Below are 16,280 nucleotides of genomic sequence, written 5' to 3'. Positions count from 1 at the left end.
CCGGGGCGGTCGCCACGCGGCCGCCCCGGCACCCCTTCCCCTCCTCCTCACCCTCGAGAGGCCCCCATGCTCCTCTTCACGGCGAAGCGGGTGCTGTCCGGCATCCTCCTGCTCGTCGCGGTCTCGATCGGCACGTTCTTCCTCGCCCACCTCGCGATCAGCGACCCGACCGCCTCGCTCCTCGGGACCACGGCGAGTCCTGCGCAGCAGGAGGCGCTGGCGGCGAAGATCGGTCTCGACCGCCCTCTGATCGTGCAGTTCTGGGACTGGTTCTCCCACGCCGTGCTGCTCGACTTCGGCGTCTCGTGGCGCAACTTCCAACCGGTCGGCGCGCAGCTCGCGGTGAAAGTCCCCGTCACGCTCTCCGTCGTGACGCTCGCCACCCTCATCACCGCGGTCATCGGCGTCGCGTTCGGCATGATCACCGGACTCCGCCCCGGCACCTGGTTCGACCGGATCATCAAGGGGATCTCCGTCGTCCTCTTCGCGCTCCCCGGGTTCTGGGTGAGCCTGGTCCTGGTGATGTGGCTGGCCGTGCAGCTCAAATGGTTCCCCGCCGTCGGCTACGTCCCGCCGACCCAGTCCGTCGAAGGCTGGCTGCGCTCGATCACGCTCCCGGCGATCTCCCTCGCCCTGGGCGGCATCGTCGCCGTGTCGGAGCAGCTGCGCAACGCCGTGATCGCCCAGAGCCGCCAGGACTGGGTGCGCACCCTCCGCAGCCGTGGCCTGTCCGCCGCCCGGGTGAACCTGCACATCCTCCGCAACGCCTCGCCCGCCGCGCTCACGGTGATCGCCCTGATGTTCGTGGGCCTGCTCTCCGGCGCCATCGTGGTGGAGCAGATCTTCAGCCTCCCCGGTCTGGGGCAGCTCACGAATCAGTCGTCGCAGAACGGCGACATCCCCATGCTGCTCGGGATCACGGTGGTCTCCATCGTCTTCGTCGTCCTCATCAACCTCCTGCTCGACCTCGTGCTCGGCTGGATCAACCCGAAGGTGCGCGTCGCATGACCACGACAGACATCCGCGTCGCCTTCGACCGGGCCGCCCAGAAGCGCCGATCGAGCCTGTTCCGACGCTTCCTCCGTCACCCCGGCGGCTACATCCCGCTCGCGATCTTCGTGCTCATCGTGCTCGTCGGGGTGTTCGCGCCGCTGCTGGCGCCGATGGACCCGAACCTCGTCGACCTCGCTGCCGCCAAGGCCCCGCCCTCGCCGGAACACCTCCTCGGCGGCGACTCCACCGGCCGCGACATCCTCAGCCGCCTCATCTACGGGACGAGGACGACGCTGTGGGGCGCACTCATCACGATCGTCACGGCGCTCGTCATCGGTGTCCCGTCGGGTGTCGCGGCCGGGTACTTCGGCGGCGTCTTCGACCGGGTCGCGACCTGGATCAGCGACGCCCTCCAGTCGATCCCCGGGATGATCATCCTGCTCGTGGTCGCCGCCGGCAGCCGCAACAACTTCGAGCTGCTGATGGTCACCGTCGGCGTCTTCATGGTGCCGGGCTACTTCCGCATCGCGCGGTCGCAGACGCTCGCCGTCCGCGGCGAGGCGTACATCGACGCCGCCCGCGTGTCGGGGCTGTCGGACGCGCGCATCATCTTCCGCCACGTCATCACGGCCGTCTACCCGCCGGTCATCATCCAGACCGCGCTCACGGCGGGCATCGCGATGGGCATGCAGGCGGGGCTCCAGTTCCTCGGCATCGGCGACTCGAACGTGCCGAGCTGGGGTGCGATGATGCTCGAGGGCTTCCGGCTCATGCTCACCTACCCCCTCATGCTGCTGTGGCCCTCCGCCGCGCTCGGTCTCACGATCGCCGTCCTCGCGATCATGGGCTCCACGCTCGCCGAGCTCGTGCAGGTGCGCACGCCGCGGGCGGCCCGACGGCGGCGGCGCGGTGTGCTCGAGACCGCGGACGAGGTCGCTGCGGCTCCCGCCACGGGCAGCGTCCGCCACGAGGCCCCGGCGTCGGCCCTCCGCGTCGAGAACCTGCACGTCGTCCACGCGACGCCGACGGGGGAGACCGAGGTCGTGCACGGCGTGACGCTCGACGTCGCGCCAGGGGAGGTCGTCGGGATCGTCGGCGAGTCCGGGTCGGGCAAGTCGCAGACCGTGTTCTCGGTGCTCGACCTGCTCCCCGCGACCGGCCGGGCGACCGCCGACGCGATCTGGGTCGGCGGCGCGGAGGTCACCCACGCGTCGCCGAAGGAGCGCCAGGCACTGCTCGGACGCACCATCGGCTATGTGCCGCAGGAGCCGATGAGCAACCTCGACCCCTCGTACACGATCGGGCATCAGCTCATCGAGCCGCTGCGCCGGACGCACGGGCTCGCGAAGGCCGCCGCCCGGCAGCGCGCGCGGGAGGTGCTCCTCCGGGTCGGGCTGTCCGATCCCGATCGCGTGATGCGCAGCTATCCGCATCAGGTGTCCGGCGGCATGGCCCAGCGCGTGCTCATCGCCGGCGCGATCGCCGGTCGGCCGTCGCTCCTCGTCGCGGACGAGCCCACCACCGCCCTCGACGTCACCGTGCAGGCCGAGGTCCTCGAACTGCTGCGGGAGCTGCAGGCCGAGTACGGCATGGCGCTGCTCATCGTGACGCACAACTTCGGCGTCGTCGCCGACATCTGCGACCGCGTGATCGTCATGCGCGGCGGCGACATCGTGGAGTCGGGGCCCGTGGACGATCTCTTCGCCGCGCCCACCCAGGAGTACACGCGCGAGCTCATCGCCGCGTCGCTCGACGAAGCCGAGGGCCGCGCCGCGCTCGACGGCCGGCGGACGGAGGTCCCCGCATGAACACCGCTCCGGTGAACCCCCTGCTGCAGGTGGACGACCTCGTGGTCGAGTACGGCCGGGGTCGGCACGCCTTCCGCGCGCTGCACGGCGTCTCCCTCGACATCGCCCCCGGTGAGTGCCTCGGCCTGGTCGGCGAGTCCGGATCCGGCAAGTCGACCCTCGGCAAGGCCATCCTCGGCCTCGCCCCGGTGACGGCGGGCCGCATCCGCTTCGACGGTCGCGATATCGGGAACCTCGGCCGCCGGGCCCGGCGGGCGCTCGCCGACGACGTGCAGGTCGTGTTCCAGGATCCGTACGGCTCCCTCAACCCGGCACTGACGATTGGCGACATCCTCGCCGAGCCGCTGCTGACGACGGGCATCGGGGCGAAGGCGGCCGACGCGCGCGTACGCGACATGCTCGACCGCGTGCGGCTGCCCTCCACGAGCATGGACCGGTATCCGAGCGAGTTCTCCGGCGGGCAGCGGCAGCGCATCGCGATCGCCCGCGCCCTGGTCCGCGGTCCGCGGCTGATCGTGTGCGACGAGCCGGTCAGCGCGCTCGATCTCACCACACAGGCCACCATCCTCGACCTCTTCATCGAGCTGCAGCGTGACACCGGCGTGGCCTACCTGTTCGTGTCGCACGACCTCGGCGTCGTCCGGCGGGTCTGCCACCGGGTCGCCGTGATGTACCGGGGGGAGATCGTGGAGATCGGGGACGGGGAGCAGGTCACCCGCGCGCCACGCCACCCGTACGCCGAACGCCTGCGGCTGGCCTCGCCCGTCGCCGACCCGGCGTCCCAGCGGGAACGCCGGGCGCAGTGGCTCGCTCTGCGGGAGGTGCCCGATGCGGCGGTACGGTAGCTCCAGGCCGGAACTCGCCACACCCCGGACTCGGCCGGAAGGACGCCATGCCGAAGATCATCGACCACGACCAGCGGCGACGGGACATCGTCGAGGTGGCCAAGAGCATCATCCTGAAGGGTGGGTTCGAGGCGGCGACCATGCGCAGCATCGCCGCGGAGGCGGGCTTCGCGAACGGTGCGCTGAAGCACTACTTCCCCGGGAAGGAGAGCATCGTCGCGGCGACGTTCGAGACGATCCTGCAGCAGATGTCCGAGGGCGTGGAGGCCGCGGGCCAGGAACCGGTGGCGGCGGACGACGCGCTGCGCGGCTTCCTGCAGGCCACCGTGCCGCGCGACCCGGAGCAGATCGCCGCGGGCCGGGTGCTCCTGGCGCTCTGGGAGTACGCGATGGCGAACGAGTCGCTGGCCGAGCTCTACCGCGGACACCTGGGCTCCTGGCGAGCCTCGCTCATCGCGCGCATGGAGGCGGCCCGCGACGAGGGGTCGATCCGCGACCAGGACTACGGCCCGCTGGCGGACGAGTACATCTCCGCGGCGGTCGGGGCGACGGTCATCAACCTCATGTACCCGGACGGCGACCGCATCGCCGACTACGAGAACTACATCGACCGGTTCCTCGCGCGGCTGCGCTGAGGGCGAGGGGCCGGTCCCGAGAGGACGGCCCGTCATGACCCTTCCCCCCGAACGACCCGTGGTGTTCCTGCACGGCCTCGCCTCGCGCGGCACCCAGGACTGGCCGGACAGCGAGTGGACGGCGGTGCTCGGCGACCGGCCGCGCCGGGTCCTCGATCTGCCGGCGCACGGCGACGCCCCCGGACTCGGAGTCGTGCCGACCTCCGCGGTGCTCGACGCGCTCGCCGAAGCGATCGGCCCGGACGAGGTCGACCTCGTCGGCTACTCGCTCGGTGCTCGGCTCGCATGGGACCTCGCCCGGCACCCGGGTGTCGCGGTGCGGCGTCTCGTGCTCGGCGGCCTCAGCGCGGGGGAGCCCTTCGCGCTCGTCGACCTCTCCGCCGCGCGGGCCGCGATCGCCGGCGGACCGGCTCCCGTCGATCCGCTGACCGGGATGATCGTGCACATGGTGAGCCTGCCCGGCAACCGACCGGACGATCTGCTCGACCTCATCGAGGGGCTCGCGACCGAGCCGTTCGCCCCCGAGACCGGAGCGCCGGCGGTGCCGGTGCTGCTCCTGGGCGGCGAGGACGACCCGATGGCCGCGGGCATCGACGAGCTCGCCGCGCGGCTGCCGGACGTCCGCGTGCGGCGCGTCCCCGGCGATCACCTCGCGGCACTGCACACCGCCGCGTTCCGCGACGCCGTGCGCGGGTTCCTCGCGGACTGACCCGCCGGTCCGACGCCCGGCGTCCTCCTGTCCTTTATTTCCCACGTTTGTAGACATACCGAAAGGCATCCGCCATGACCGACACCCCCACCCCCGACGCCGCCCGCATCCTCGACATCGCCACCGGCTACATGGCCGCGAAGAAGCTCTTCCAGGCCAGCCGCATCGGGCTGTTCGCCGCCGTCGCCGCGGGCGCGGACACCGCCACGGCGATCGCCGAGCGCTGCGGGGTGAGCGAGCGGATCGCCCGGCTGCTCGCCGACGCCCTCGCCGCGAAGGGTCTCCTCGTCCGGACGGAGGGGCGCTACGCCCTGGCGCCCGACGCCTCCGCCTACCTCACGGGGGAGGACGCGGTGATCGACCTCGCTCCGTTCCTCACGTTCCTCGACGAGATCAGCTACCCGCACTGGCTGCAGTTCGCGCACACGGTCGACACGACCGAGCCCGGCGACCTGCAGATGGACGACGCGCGGTGGGGCACGTTCATGGCCGGCGTCATGACGTACAACCGCCTGCACGCGCAGGAGTTCGGCCGGCTCGTCGACCTCGCCGGCGCGACGACGGCCCTCGACTTCGGTGGTCTGTCCGCCGAGTTCGCCCTCGCCGTCATGGCGCGCAACCCCGAGCTGCACACGACGTTCGTCTACGCCCCGGGATTCGAGGACGGCGTGGCCGAGGCGGTCGCGGCGGCGGGCGTCACCGACCGGGCTGCCGTCGAGGTGGGGGACACGGCGACCGCGGCCCCCGAGGGCGCCTACGACGCGGTGTTCGCCAACCACGTCATCCACCGCTTCTCCGCGGAGGAGAACGCGCAGATCTTCCGACGGCTCCGTGCCGCGGCCGTCGAGGGGGCGACGCTGACGGTGCTCGACTTCTTCCTCGACGACGACGACGAGCAGCGCGCGCTGGACGCCCTGCACGCGGGGGAGTACCTCGTGATCGACGGCACGGTCGTGTACCCCGAGTCGCAGGTGCGCGGCTGGCTGACGGACGCCGGCTGGGCGGTGCGCGACACCGTCGCCCTGCCGGGGAGCCCGCGCGTGCTCCTGGCCACCGCGGTCTGACGACCGCGGTTCGAGACTGGTCCGAGGGGGATCAGAGGCGGGCGGCATGCGTGAACATGCCGCCCGCCGTTTTCGTGGGGCGGGTGGTCAGCCGCGCGCGAACACCGTGCGGCCGTCGACGATCGTGCGTTCGACGCGGAGGGCGGCGAACGGGCGTCCCGGGGTGCACGGATCCTCGTCGAGCACCGTGATGTCGGCGACCTTGCCGGGCTCGAGGGTGCCCTTCCAGCTCGCGGCGCCGTCCTGGATCGCGGCATCGGCCGTCATGGTGCGGAGCAGCCGGCGCCGGGTCGCGGGTCCGTCCGTCCGGCCGTCGGCGGCGAGGAGGGCGAGGGAGGCATCGAGGCTGGGGCGCCAGTCCGGCGTGGCGATCGGGGCGTCGCTGGTCACGGTGGTCAGCACCCCGGCGGAGAGCATCTCGGCCAGGGGCCAGGCGGCCGCGACCCGGGCCTCGCCCAGCTGCACGGCCGCCCAGGAGTGCGTGTGCGCGGCGATGAGGGGCTGCACGGCGAAGCCGACGCCGAGGCGTTCCGCGCGCCGGATCTGCGCGGGGGTCGCGAGGTCGCCGTGCACGATGTGGTGGGGTGCCGGCGGCGGGGATGTCGTGCCGGCGCGTTCCAGCGCGGTCAGGAACTCCTCGATCGAGCGGTCGCCGGTGGCGTGCACCGCGATCTGGAGACCGCGACCGGCGGCCAGCGCGATCATCTGCTGGAAGGCGCTGAGCGGATCGGCGTCGCCGCGCGTGAGCAGGTGCCCGGTCGTCCCGTCGGGGTAGGGGTCCGACGTCCACGCGGTGGCCATCGGCGGGATGCCGTCGGCGAAGATCTTCACGCCGGGGATCGCGAGCCAGCGGGGATCGGTCGACGGAGGCGGCACCGGGAGTCCGGCGGCGAAGTCGTCCAGGCAGCTCTCGCCGTCGATGGTCCCGAACAGGCGCAGCAGCGTGACGCGCGAGGTCTGCGCGCCCTCCCGGTGCAGCCCCACGTACGCGTCGAGCATGTCGGTGCCGAAGCAGCCGGTCTCGCCGTCGTCCTCGCCGGGGCCGATGCCCGGCTCCGTGTAGCTCGTGACGCCGAGCTCTGCGAGCAGTGCCCACGCCCGGCGCAGGGCCGCGCGTCGCTCGTCGGCCGTGGTCACGAGGCGGCCGGTCGGCTGCTCCTCGGGCGGGGTGTCGGAGAAGAACAGGTGCGGCCAGCGCGCGCCCAGCCAGGCGGCGTGGAGGTGGGCGTCGTTGACGCCGGGGATCGCGGTGCGACCGTCGAGCTGCACCACTTCGCGGGCCGGGAGGGCTTCCGCAGCGGCATCGGTGGCGACGATCACCCCGTCCCGGACGGCGACCGCGGTGGCGACGGAATCGGAGGCGTCGACGGTGTGGATGCGGCCGCCGCGGACGAGGAGGTCGGCGTCGTCGCCGAGGAGTGCGCTGCTCATTATTCCACCAGTGTAGACGTAAAACCCTCACGCACGGGAGGTCCCGCACCGGCCGATTCGGCGCGCGGTTCCGCGGCTTGTACCCTGGAGTCATCCCCCGAACACCCCGGCAACCTCGTGCGCGCCGGCGACCTCGGCGCGCGCTCACACATGCAAGGACGCAGATGAACGATTCCGCGGCACACCGCGACGAATGGACGGCGAGCGAAGAGCTGGCGGAGCGGATGATCCCGCTCATCGGGGCTCTCAAGCGTGAGCGCGACGTGGTCACCTCGTTGCACGGTCATCGCCTGCTCGGCCTCTCGGCCACCGGCGTCGTCGAGGTGCACGAGCGCGTGGCCCAGCTCGGACACGAGCGCCTGGCGGTCGAGGACAGCCTGGCGGTGCTCGAGGGCATCCACGCCCTGGCCCCCGGAGCCTCCTCGATCGACGTGGCCCGCCTCGTGGAAGGGCACGCCTCGAGTGGACGCCCACTCGGGGAGTACCTGGCCGAGACCCTGGCCCCCGCCGTCGGCGCGGTCCCGGCACCGCCGACCGACGTCGTGCTCTACGGCTTCGGCCGCATCGGCCGCCTGCTGGCCCGCATCCTCATCGCGCACACCGGCGGCGGGAGCGGACTCCGGCTCCGCGCCATCGTCGTGCGCCGCGGCTCCGAGAACGACCTCGTCAAGCGTGCGTCGCTGCTGCTGCGCGACTCGGTGCATGGCCGCTTCGCGGGCTCGGTCACGGTGGACGAGGATGCCGAGCAGATCATCGCCAACGGCACGCGCATCCAGGTCATCTACTCCGACGACCCGGCCGCCGTCGACTACACGGCCTACGGCATCGACGACGCGATCGTCGTCGACAACACCGGCCGCTGGCGTGACGAGGCCGGACTCTCCCAGCACCTCCGCGCGAAGGGCGTCGCCCGGGTGCTGCTGACCGCCCCCGGCAAGGGCCCGCTGAAGAACATCGTGCAGGGCATCAACGACGACACGATCACCGAGGAAGACCGCATCGTCTCCGCGGCGTCGTGCACGACCAACGCCATCACCCCGGTGCTCGCCGCGATCGACGAGGCCTTCGGGGTGGTGAAGGGCCACGTCGAGACCGTGCACTCGTTCACGAACGACCAGAACCTCATCGACAACTTCCACAAGGGCGACCGCCGCGGCCGCTCCGCCGTGCTGAACATGGTCATCACCGAGACCGGGGCCGCGAAGGCCGTGGCCAAGGCCCTCCCGCAGCTGGAGGGCAAGCTCACGGGCAGCGCGATCCGCGTCCCTACGCCGGACGTCTCGCTCGCGGTGCTGCACCTCACGCTGGAGCGCCCCGCCACCAAGGACCAGGTCAACGACTACCTGCGCCGGGTGTCGCTGCACTCGAAGCTCCGGCAGCAGATCGACTACGTGGAGAGCCCCGAGGTGGTCTCCACGGACTTCGTCGGCTCGCACCGCGCGGGCATCGTCGACGGCCTGGCCACCATCGCCGACGAGGACACCCTCATCCTCTACGTCTGGTACGACAACGAGTTCGGCTACTCCTGCCAGGTGATCCGGGTGCTGGAGTCCATGGCGGGGTCGCACCCCGTCGTCCTCCCCACCCGCCGCGAAGTCACCCTCTGACCCCCGACCCACCCCCTTCCGCTCGACCCGGCCCCTGCGTGCGCACGCAAAGGGCCGGGGCACGCGAAAGGGGGTGCGTCGCGGCATGATGAGGGGCATGAAGACCTCACAGCGGCGGGAGGAGCGGCTGCGGTGGCAGGGGCTGACCGCGCCGGAGGCGGACGTGGCGGGGGCGGCGGCGCGGCTGCTCGCGGTGCAGAGCCAGGACTTCACGGCCGGACGGTGGGCGCTGGCCGTGCGGACGAAGGGGGACGTACGCCTCCGCGACGTCGATGCCGCGTTCGACCGCGGCGACCTCGTCCGGGCCTGGACGATGCGGGGGACGCTGCACACGATCCCCGCGCGCGACCTCGGCTGGGTGCTGGAGGTCACGGCCGCACGACAGCAGCAGCAGGCGGCCTCCCGGCAGCGGCAGCTCGGCATCGACGACGCCATGATCGACGCGGTCGTCCGGGAGCTCACGCCGCGGCTCCGTGACGGCGGCCTCACCAGAGGCGAGATCTTCGCGGTGCTCGAGGGCATCGGCATCGACCCTTCAGGGCAGCGCGGCATCCACCTGCTGTTCGCGCTGACGGTCTCCGGCGTGCTCGTGCAGGGGCCGGTCGTGCCGCGGGAGGGCATCACGCGGGAGCAGCGGTTCGTGCTCGCGGCGGATCACATCCGCGATCACGCCCACCCGGAGGACCCGCTGGCCGAGCTGTTCGTCCGCTACGTCGAGGGTCACGGGCCTGCGGGGGTCGCGGACTTCGCGTGGTGGTCGGGGCTGACGCTCGGGCAGTCCCGGGAGGCGGCGGAGCGCGCGGCGACCCGGGTGACCGAGGTCGAGGACGGGGTCTTCGTCGGCCGCACCCCACCCCGGCGCGCGGCGGGCCGGCCGTCCGTGTTCGCCCTCGGAGCCTTCGACGAGTACTACATCTCCTACGCCGACCGCACCGTCGTCTGCGCTCCGGAACACCTCCCCGCCGTCGGACCGGGGAAGAACGGGATGGTCAGGGCGACCGTGGTGGAGAACGGCCGCGTGATCGGCTGCTGGACCCACGCCGCCGCCGCCCACACCACCCCTCCGACTCTCTTCGAGCCCCCCGAGGATCCCGCTGCCGTCACCGCCGCCCTCGCCCGCTTCGCCGCCTTCCTCCCCTGACCCTGCCTGCCTGCCCCCCCTCTCGTCGACCCACCCCTTTCCGCGCCTCCCGGCCCCTGACGGCCGCGCGTAACGGGCCGGGGCACACGCAAGGGGTGGGTCGGCCGGCACTCACTCACTCGCGTGGCGGCCCAGGAAGTTGTAGACCTCGTTGTCGTCCACGCCGGGGAACATGCCGCGGGGGAGCGGCGAGAACATGTGGGTGTGCACGCGGGCGCTCGGCCACGCCCGGCCCTTCCAGCGCTCCGTGAGCTCGGCCGACGGACGACGGCAGCACGCCTCGTCGGGGCAGGTCGACACGGCCCTGTCGTTCGTCTCGCGTCCCCGCCACCACCGGGCGTCGTCGAACGGCACGCCGACCGTGACGGAGAACTCGCCCTCGCTCGACGACCCGGTCTGCGTGGAGCACCAGAACGTGCCGGACGGGGTGTCCGTGTACTGGTGGTGCTCGACGGTGCGGTTCTGCTCCGTGAAGGCGGAGCGGGCCTGGAACTTCCGGCACACCCGCTGTCCCTCCACCGCTCCCGTCACGTCCATCGGCAGGGGCAGGTCGTCGTTCTCGTAGACGCGCGTGATGGCTCCGGTCGAGTCGACGCGCAGGAAGTGCAGCGACATGCCGAGGTGCTGCGTGAGGAGGTTGGTCATGCGCATGCCGGCGGCCTCGTGCGTCACGCCGAACCCGTCGCGGAAGTCCTCCACCGCGAGGTTGCGGTCCTTCTTCGCCTGCTGCAGGAAGGCGACCGCGGCGGTCTCCGGCATCAGGCAGCACGCGGCGAAGTAGTTGATCTCCAGGCGCTGCTGCAGGAAGTCGGCGTAGTCGGTCGGCGGCGTGTGCCCGAGCAGGCGGTGCGCCATCGCCTGCAGCGCCATGGACCGGAGGCCGTGTCCGCCGGGGATGGACGCCGGGGGCAGGTAGATGCGGCCGTTCTCGAGGTCGGTGACGGAGCGCGTCGAGTGCGGCAGATCGTTGACGTAGATGAGCTCGAAGCCGAGCTTCTCGGCCATGATGCTCACGGTGCGGTGGGTCAGGGCGCCCTGCGAATGGCCGGCCGCCTTGAGCTGCTTCTCCGCGAGCTTCTCGATGTCCGGGAGGTAGTTGTTCTGCGCGCGCATCCGCAGGCGCAGCTCCGTGTTGGCGCGACGGGCCTCCTCCGGGGTCGCGATGGCCTCGCGCTCGCGGCGCTGCAGCTCGCGGTGCAACCCGAGGATGGACTCGATGGTCTCGTCGCTCATGCCCTTCGTGACCCGGACGGGCGAGACCCCGAGCTGACGGAACACCGGACTCTCCTGCGCCCGCTCCAGCTCGATCTCCAGGGCTGCGCGCCGGTTCGGCGGCTCGCCGGAGATGAGATCGGTCACCTCCGTTCCGGTGGCCTGCGCGATCGCCTGGAGGAGGGAGAGCTTGGGCTCGCGCTTGCCGTTCTCGATGAGGCTGAGCTGGGAGCCGGCGACCCCGACGAGGGCTCCCAGCTCATCGAGCGTGTAGCCCTTCTCCAGGCGGCGGTGCCGGATGCGGTGGCCGAGGGTCGTGAGGTGGATGCCGGAGGACGCCATAGTTTGAGTCTAGCGAAAGAACGCCGATTCTTATCGCTCGTTTTGGCCGAAAGTCCGCGTCAAGGGCGAAGAAGATGGAAGCAACGCCCCACACTTCGAAGGAGCAGTCATGGCCATGGCCGAAGTCCTCACCCCTCGCACGTCCCCTGTCGCCCCGACGCGCACGTTCGGCACCGCCCCCTCCTACGACACGCCCGCGATGGCGGAGCTCGCCGCCTGGGTCGAGGAGATCCGCGCGCTCACGCAGCCGGACGCCGTGCACTGGGTCGACGGCTCGCGCGCCGAGAACGACTGGCTGCTGCGCGGACTCGTCGACGAGGGCAAGCTCATCAAGCTGAACCCCGAGTGGCGTCCCGGCTCGTACCTGGCGCGCTCGCACCCCAGCGACGTCGCCCGCACCGAGGCCCGCACCTTCATCGCCTCGGAGCGCGAGGAGGACGCCGGCCCCACCAACAACTGGGCCGACCCCGCCGAGATGCACACGAAGATGGACGAGATCTTCGAGGGCTCGATGCGCGGCCGCACGATGTACGTCGTGCCGTTCTCGATGGGTCGCGTCGGCGGGCCCCTGTCGCACATCGGCGTGCAGATCACCGACAGCGCCTACGCGGTCGCGTCGATCGGCATCATGACCCGCGTGGGCGACGAGGTCACCCGCCAGATCGCCGAGGGCGCGCCCTGGGTCAAGACCGTGCACTCCGTCGGCGCTCCGCTGGAGGCGGGCGAGCCGGACGTCGAGTGGCCCTGCAACGACGACAAGTACATCGTGCACTTCCCGGAGACGCTCGAGGTCTACTCGTACGGATCGGGCTACGGCGGCAATGCGATCCTCGCCAAGAAGTGCTTCGCGCTGCGCATCGCATCGGTGATCGCCCGGGACGAGGGTTGGCTCGCCGAGCACATGCTCCTCATCCGCGTGATCGACCCGCAGGGCAAGGCGTACCACGTCGCCGCCGCGTTCCCGTCGGCCTGCGGCAAGACGAATCTCGCGATGCTCCGCCCGACGATCCCCGGTTGGAAGGTCGAGACCCTCGGCGACGACATCGCCTGGATCCGCCCCGGCGAGGACGGACGGCTCTGGGCGATCAACCCGGAGGCCGGCTTCTTCGGCGTCGCGCCCGGCACGGGTGAGTCGACCAACGTCACCGCGGTCGAGACGCTGTGGGGCAACACGATCTTCACCAACGTCGCGCTCCGTCCGGACGGCGATGTGTGGTGGGAGGGCCTGACCGACGAGGCGCCCGCGAATCTCGTCGACTGGGAGGGCAACGACTGGACGCCCGACTCCGGTCGTCCCGCGGCGCACCCCAACTCGCGCTTCACCGTGTCGGCCGCCCAGTGCCCGCAGATCTCCGAGGACTGGGAGGAGGCCGTGCCGCTCGACGTGATCCTGTTCGGCGGACGCCGCGCGAGCAACGTGCCGCTCGTCGTCGAGGCCACCGACTGGACGCACGGCGTGTTCCTGGGCTCGAACATCTCCTCCGAGCGCACAGCAGCGGCCGAGGGCACGGTCGGCGAGCTGCGCCGCGACCCCTTCGCGATGCTGCCGTTCTGCGGCTACAACATGGCCGACTACTTCGGTCACTGGCTCAAGGTCGGTCGCGGCCTGCGGTTCGACCGTGCGCCGCGCATCTTCCAGGTGAACTGGTTCCGCCGTGGTGCGGACGGCCGGTTCCTCTGGCCCGGATTCGGCGACAACTCCCGTGTCGTCGACTGGATCATCCGCCGGGTGGCCGGCGACGTGCCGGCCGTGGACAGCCCCATCGGACGCCTGCCGCGCGTGGAGGACCTCAACCTCGACGGCCTCGACATCCCCGCGGAAGACCTCGACGAGCTCTTCTCGGTCGACCCCGAGGCGTGGAAGGCCGAGGCCGACCTCACGGAGGAGTTCTACGACACGTTCGGCGACCGCGTCCCCGCAGCTCTGCGCACCGAGCTCGCGTCGCTGCGCTACCGCCTCGCGAAGGCCTAGCCCCCAGACCGGTGCCGGTTCGGGGGAGCCGGCACCCTCGGCCTCCGGGTCGAGACAGACCCGCGAAGGCGGGGCATCAGAGACGAACCCATGGCTGAGTGGTCTCCGACGCCCCGCCTTCGTGGCACCCACTCCCGTCGAGACCCCGGTTTCGCGTCGAGACCCCGCCCCGCATACGCGCGGAAGGCGGGGTCTCGGCGGAAACGCGGGGTCTCGGCGGTGCAGAGGGGGCGTTAGGCGAGGAGCTGGTGGCGGGCGAGGTCGCGGTAGAGCGGGGTCGACTCCACGAGCTCGGCGTGGGTGCCCTGTCCGACGACCACGCCGTCCTGCAGCACCACGATGAGGTCGCTGTCGACGACGGTGGACAGACGGTGCGCGATCACCACGAGCGTGCGGTCGGTGGCGACCGCGTCGATGGCCTCGCGCATGCGCTGTTCGTTCACGCCGTCGAGTGACGAGGTCGACTCGTCCAGCAGGAGGATCGGGGCGTCCGTGAGGAGCGCCCTGGCGATCGCGAGCCGCTGCCGCTCGCCGCCGGAGAGCATCACGCCGTCCTCGCCGACCGGCGCGTCGACCCCGAGGGGGTTCCGCTCCAGCACGTCGCCGAGGTTCACGGCGCGGAGCACGCGCTCGCAGTCCGCATCGGTGGCGTCGGGGGAGGCGAGCCGCAGGTTCTCGGCGAGGGTTCCGGCGAGGGTCGGGGCGTCCTGCTCGACGTAGCCGAAGTGGGCGCGCAGCTCGTCGCGCGGATAGGTGCGGGTGTCGTGCCCCTTCAGGCGGATGGAGCCGCCCGTGGGGTCGTAGAAGCGCTCGATGAGGGAGAGGATGGTGCTCTTCCCCGCCCCGCTCGGACCGACCAGCGCCACCCGTGCCCCGCGCGGGACCGCGAACGACACCCCGCGGAGCACCTCGTGGTCCTGCGGGTCGGGGGCGGCCTCGGCCTGCTCCAGGTGTGCGTCGGCGAGCAGGGTCTGCGCCTCTCGCGCGGCGGCGCGGCGGGCCGCGACGACGTTCTCCGGGTAGCGGAAGCGCACGTCGCGGAACTCCAGGGCGGGGGCGTCCGCACCGGGCTCCTCGTCACGGGGCAGAGCGGCGGCGGTGGCCGCGTCGTCCTGGGTCTCGGTGGGCAGGTCGAGGACCTCCTGGATACGCCCGAGCGCGCCGAGGGCCTGGTTGACGGAGGTGATCGCGCCGAACGTCGAGGCGAGGGGCATCACCAGCAGGAAGAGGAACATCACGAACGAGATGAGGGCCGCGATCGAGATGGCTCCGGCGGCGACGCGGAAGCCACCCACGCCGAGCACGACGAGGAGGGAGAGCTGGAGGGCGATGCCGGCGACCGGCACCACGAGCGAGGAGATCTTCGCGATGCGCACGCCGATGCCGTAGGCCTCGGAGGCCCGCTCCGTCACCGCCGCGGTCTCCCGCTCGGTCGCGCCGGAGGCCCGGATGGTGCGGATGGAGCCGACGGCCCGCTCGACACCCGAGGCCAGCTCGCCGACCTTCTCCTGCTGGGCGGTGGACGCCGTGCGGATCCGGCCGCTGAGGGCGACGACGACCACGACCGAGACGCCGATCACCACGACGATGAGCAGCAGCAGCACGGGGTCGATGAGCAGCATCGCGATGAGCGCGCCCGCGAAGAGGACGACGTTGCCGACCGCGTCGGCGAGCCCCTGCGTGAGGACGGCGTAGAGCAGCGTCGTGTCGGTGCCCACGCGGGAGACGAGGTCGCCGGTGCGCCGTGCGTCGAACTCCGACGTCGGCAGGTGCAGGATGCGGGCGATGAGCTTGCGGCGGCTGGAGTACACGACCGCGGTGCCGGTGCGCTGCAGCAGATAGTGCTGGAAGCCGGAGATGATCGACGACACGATCACGAAGCCGACGAGCAGCCACACGAGCACGCCGATCGTGCCGTCCGATTGCACGGCTTCGATGACCTGTCCGACGAGGAGGGGCTGCACGAGCGAGGTCGCGGCACCGAACACGCTGAGGACGGCGACGACGACGAGGGTGCGCTTGTGCTCGAAGAGGAAGGGGAGGAGCTGGCGGAAGGTGGCGCGGGGCCCGTCGGCCGGTGCGCCCCGTCCGCGTCGGCGTGCTGTCGCCGTGCGGGACATGGGGGACCTCGATCTGGAGATGGTACTTCGACCGTACTCGGGGGACGGTCGTTTCCTATGGGGCGGCTGTATGGGTCATGTGCGGCCGAAGCGCCGATGTGCCGCCTGCTTGGTGACGCCGAGGGCGCTCGCGATCGCCTGCCACGAGTAGCCGCTCGTGCGGGCGCGACGGACCTGGGCCTCTTCGGCGCGCGCGAGCTCCTTGCGCAGCGCCGCCAGGCGGTGGAGCTCGGCGAGGGGTTCGCCGCCCTCGGCCGCGGCGATGGTGGTCGGTTGAGACATGGGGACCTCCTTCGCGTCAATATTCATTGACGCGCCGTCCGGTGTCAAGAAGTGTTGACGTGCGTGTTGTCCACAGGCGCCCCCTTGTCCACATGTGGAGCGCATGCGATGCTGGCAGG

The 16,280-nt window shown here is 71.6% G+C and carries 13 protein-coding genes; 9 read left to right on the top strand and 4 right to left on the bottom strand.

What is annotated here, in order from left to right; translation table 11 throughout:
- Positions 1-66 precede the first annotated feature (66 nt).
- The 6 genes from ACIQID_RS06105 to ACIQID_RS06080 all read left to right on the top strand — a co-directional run bounded on the left by ACIQID_RS06105 (position 67) and on the right by ACIQID_RS06080 (position 6,054).
- The gene (locus ACIQID_RS06105) at positions 67-1,008 is read left to right on the top strand and encodes an ABC transporter permease (RefSeq protein ID WP_247642057.1); all 942 of its coding nucleotides are present in this window, start codon (positions 67-69) and stop codon (positions 1,006-1,008) included.
- A complete protein-coding gene (locus ACIQID_RS06100) occupies positions 1,005-2,801 on the top strand; it encodes a dipeptide/oligopeptide/nickel ABC transporter permease/ATP-binding protein (RefSeq protein ID WP_312673336.1) in 1,797 nt (598 codons plus the stop codon). The genes ACIQID_RS06105 and ACIQID_RS06100 overlap by 4 nt, the downstream gene beginning before the upstream one ends.
- A complete protein-coding gene (locus tag ACIQID_RS06095; protein ID WP_312673335.1) occupies positions 2,798-3,646 on the top strand; it encodes an ATP-binding cassette domain-containing protein in 849 nt (282 codons plus the stop codon). Before ACIQID_RS06100 ends, ACIQID_RS06095 begins: the two co-directional genes overlap by 4 nt.
- 47 nt (positions 3,647-3,693) lie before the next feature.
- Positions 3,694-4,281, top strand: coding sequence for a TetR/AcrR family transcriptional regulator (locus ACIQID_RS06090; protein WP_025103887.1), 588 nt, complete (start codon positions 3,694-3,696; stop codon positions 4,279-4,281).
- A 34-nt stretch (positions 4,282-4,315) separates the two neighbouring features.
- On the top strand, positions 4,316-4,990 hold the full coding sequence (locus ACIQID_RS06085; protein ID WP_400282900.1) for an alpha/beta fold hydrolase: 675 nt from the start codon (positions 4,316-4,318) through the stop codon (positions 4,988-4,990).
- A 74-nt stretch (positions 4,991-5,064) separates the two neighbouring features.
- On the top strand, positions 5,065-6,054 hold the full coding sequence (locus ACIQID_RS06080) for a methyltransferase dimerization domain-containing protein (protein ID WP_400282897.1): 990 nt from the start codon (positions 5,065-5,067) through the stop codon (positions 6,052-6,054).
- Between the two features lie 87 nt (positions 6,055-6,141).
- Here ACIQID_RS06080 and ACIQID_RS06075 read toward each other — a convergent pair whose 3' ends face one another.
- Positions 6,142-7,485: an amidohydrolase family protein gene (locus ACIQID_RS06075; RefSeq protein ID WP_331202473.1), complete on the bottom strand. Its 1,344-nt coding sequence runs from the start codon at positions 7,483-7,485 to the stop codon at positions 6,142-6,144.
- A gap of 164 nt (positions 7,486-7,649) precedes the next feature.
- Between ACIQID_RS06075 and ACIQID_RS06070 the strand changes: the two genes are divergently transcribed.
- Positions 7,650-9,092, top strand: a complete 1,443-nt coding sequence (locus tag ACIQID_RS06070; protein ID WP_331202474.1) for a glyceraldehyde-3-phosphate dehydrogenase — start codon at positions 7,650-7,652, stop codon at positions 9,090-9,092.
- Between the two features lie 97 nt (positions 9,093-9,189).
- Positions 9,190-10,233, top strand: a complete 1,044-nt coding sequence (locus tag ACIQID_RS06065; RefSeq protein WP_400282892.1) for a winged helix DNA-binding domain-containing protein — start codon at positions 9,190-9,192, stop codon at positions 10,231-10,233.
- 111 nt (positions 10,234-10,344) lie between these two features.
- Here the strand turns inward: ACIQID_RS06065 and ACIQID_RS06060 are convergent, their stop codons facing one another.
- Positions 10,345-11,787 (bottom strand): XRE family transcriptional regulator, encoded by a 1,443-nt coding sequence (locus tag ACIQID_RS06060; protein ID WP_071328117.1) that lies wholly within the window; start codon positions 11,785-11,787, stop codon positions 10,345-10,347.
- A gap of 109 nt (positions 11,788-11,896) precedes the next feature.
- Between ACIQID_RS06060 and ACIQID_RS06055 the strand changes: the two genes are divergently transcribed.
- The gene (locus ACIQID_RS06055; protein WP_396654620.1) at positions 11,897-13,759 is read left to right on the top strand and encodes a phosphoenolpyruvate carboxykinase (GTP); all 1,863 of its coding nucleotides are present in this window, start codon (positions 11,897-11,899) and stop codon (positions 13,757-13,759) included.
- A 233-nt stretch (positions 13,760-13,992) separates the two neighbouring features.
- Here ACIQID_RS06055 and ACIQID_RS06050 read toward each other — a convergent pair whose 3' ends face one another.
- Both ACIQID_RS06050 and ACIQID_RS06045 read right to left on the bottom strand, forming a co-directional pair.
- The gene (locus tag ACIQID_RS06050; RefSeq protein ID WP_400282888.1) at positions 13,993-15,879 is read right to left on the bottom strand and encodes an ABC transporter ATP-binding protein; all 1,887 of its coding nucleotides are present in this window, start codon (positions 15,877-15,879) and stop codon (positions 13,993-13,995) included.
- Positions 15,880-15,954: 75 nt separating this feature from the next.
- The gene (locus ACIQID_RS06045; RefSeq protein ID WP_060923460.1) at positions 15,955-16,161 is read right to left on the bottom strand and encodes a hypothetical protein; all 207 of its coding nucleotides are present in this window, start codon (positions 16,159-16,161) and stop codon (positions 15,955-15,957) included.
- Between the last annotated feature and the right edge of the window lie 119 nt (positions 16,162-16,280).

It is taken from the genome of Microbacterium sp. NPDC091676, assembly GCF_044756645.1.
GTDB classification, from domain to species: Bacteria; Actinomycetota; Actinomycetes; order Actinomycetales; family Microbacteriaceae; genus Microbacterium; species Microbacterium paraoxydans_D.
Note: the sequence above shows the minus strand (reverse complement) of the source record. Positions and strands in the feature narration are given on the sequence as shown.

Bases quoted from the DNA above. Each gene is read 5' to 3' on its own strand.
- ACIQID_RS06105 (WP_247642057.1), top strand. From the start codon at position 67: ATGCTCCTCTTCACGGCGAAGCGGGTGCTGTCCGGCATCCTCCTGCTC.
- ACIQID_RS06100 (WP_312673336.1), top strand. From the start codon at position 1,005: ATGACCACGACAGACATCCGCGTCGCCTTCGACCGGGCCGCCCAGAAG.
- ACIQID_RS06095 (WP_312673335.1), top strand. From the start codon at position 2,798: ATGAACACCGCTCCGGTGAACCCCCTGCTGCAGGTGGACGACCTCGTG.
- ACIQID_RS06090 (WP_025103887.1), top strand. From the start codon at position 3,694: ATGCCGAAGATCATCGACCACGACCAGCGGCGACGGGACATCGTCGAG.
- ACIQID_RS06085 (WP_400282900.1), top strand. From the start codon at position 4,316: ATGACCCTTCCCCCCGAACGACCCGTGGTGTTCCTGCACGGCCTCGCC.
- ACIQID_RS06080 (WP_400282897.1), top strand. From the start codon at position 5,065: ATGACCGACACCCCCACCCCCGACGCCGCCCGCATCCTCGACATCGCC.
- ACIQID_RS06075 (WP_331202473.1), bottom strand. From the start codon at position 7,485: ATGAGCAGCGCACTCCTCGGCGACGACGCCGACCTCCTCGTCCGCGGC.
- ACIQID_RS06070 (WP_331202474.1), top strand. From the start codon at position 7,650: ATGAACGATTCCGCGGCACACCGCGACGAATGGACGGCGAGCGAAGAG.
- ACIQID_RS06065 (WP_400282892.1), top strand. From the start codon at position 9,190: ATGAAGACCTCACAGCGGCGGGAGGAGCGGCTGCGGTGGCAGGGGCTG.
- ACIQID_RS06060 (WP_071328117.1), bottom strand. From the start codon at position 11,787: ATGGCGTCCTCCGGCATCCACCTCACGACCCTCGGCCACCGCATCCGG.
- ACIQID_RS06055 (WP_396654620.1), top strand. From the start codon at position 11,897: ATGGCCATGGCCGAAGTCCTCACCCCTCGCACGTCCCCTGTCGCCCCG.
- ACIQID_RS06050 (WP_400282888.1), bottom strand. From the start codon at position 15,879: ATGTCCCGCACGGCGACAGCACGCCGACGCGGACGGGGCGCACCGGCC.
- ACIQID_RS06045 (WP_060923460.1), bottom strand. From the start codon at position 16,161: ATGTCTCAACCGACCACCATCGCCGCGGCCGAGGGCGGCGAACCCCTC.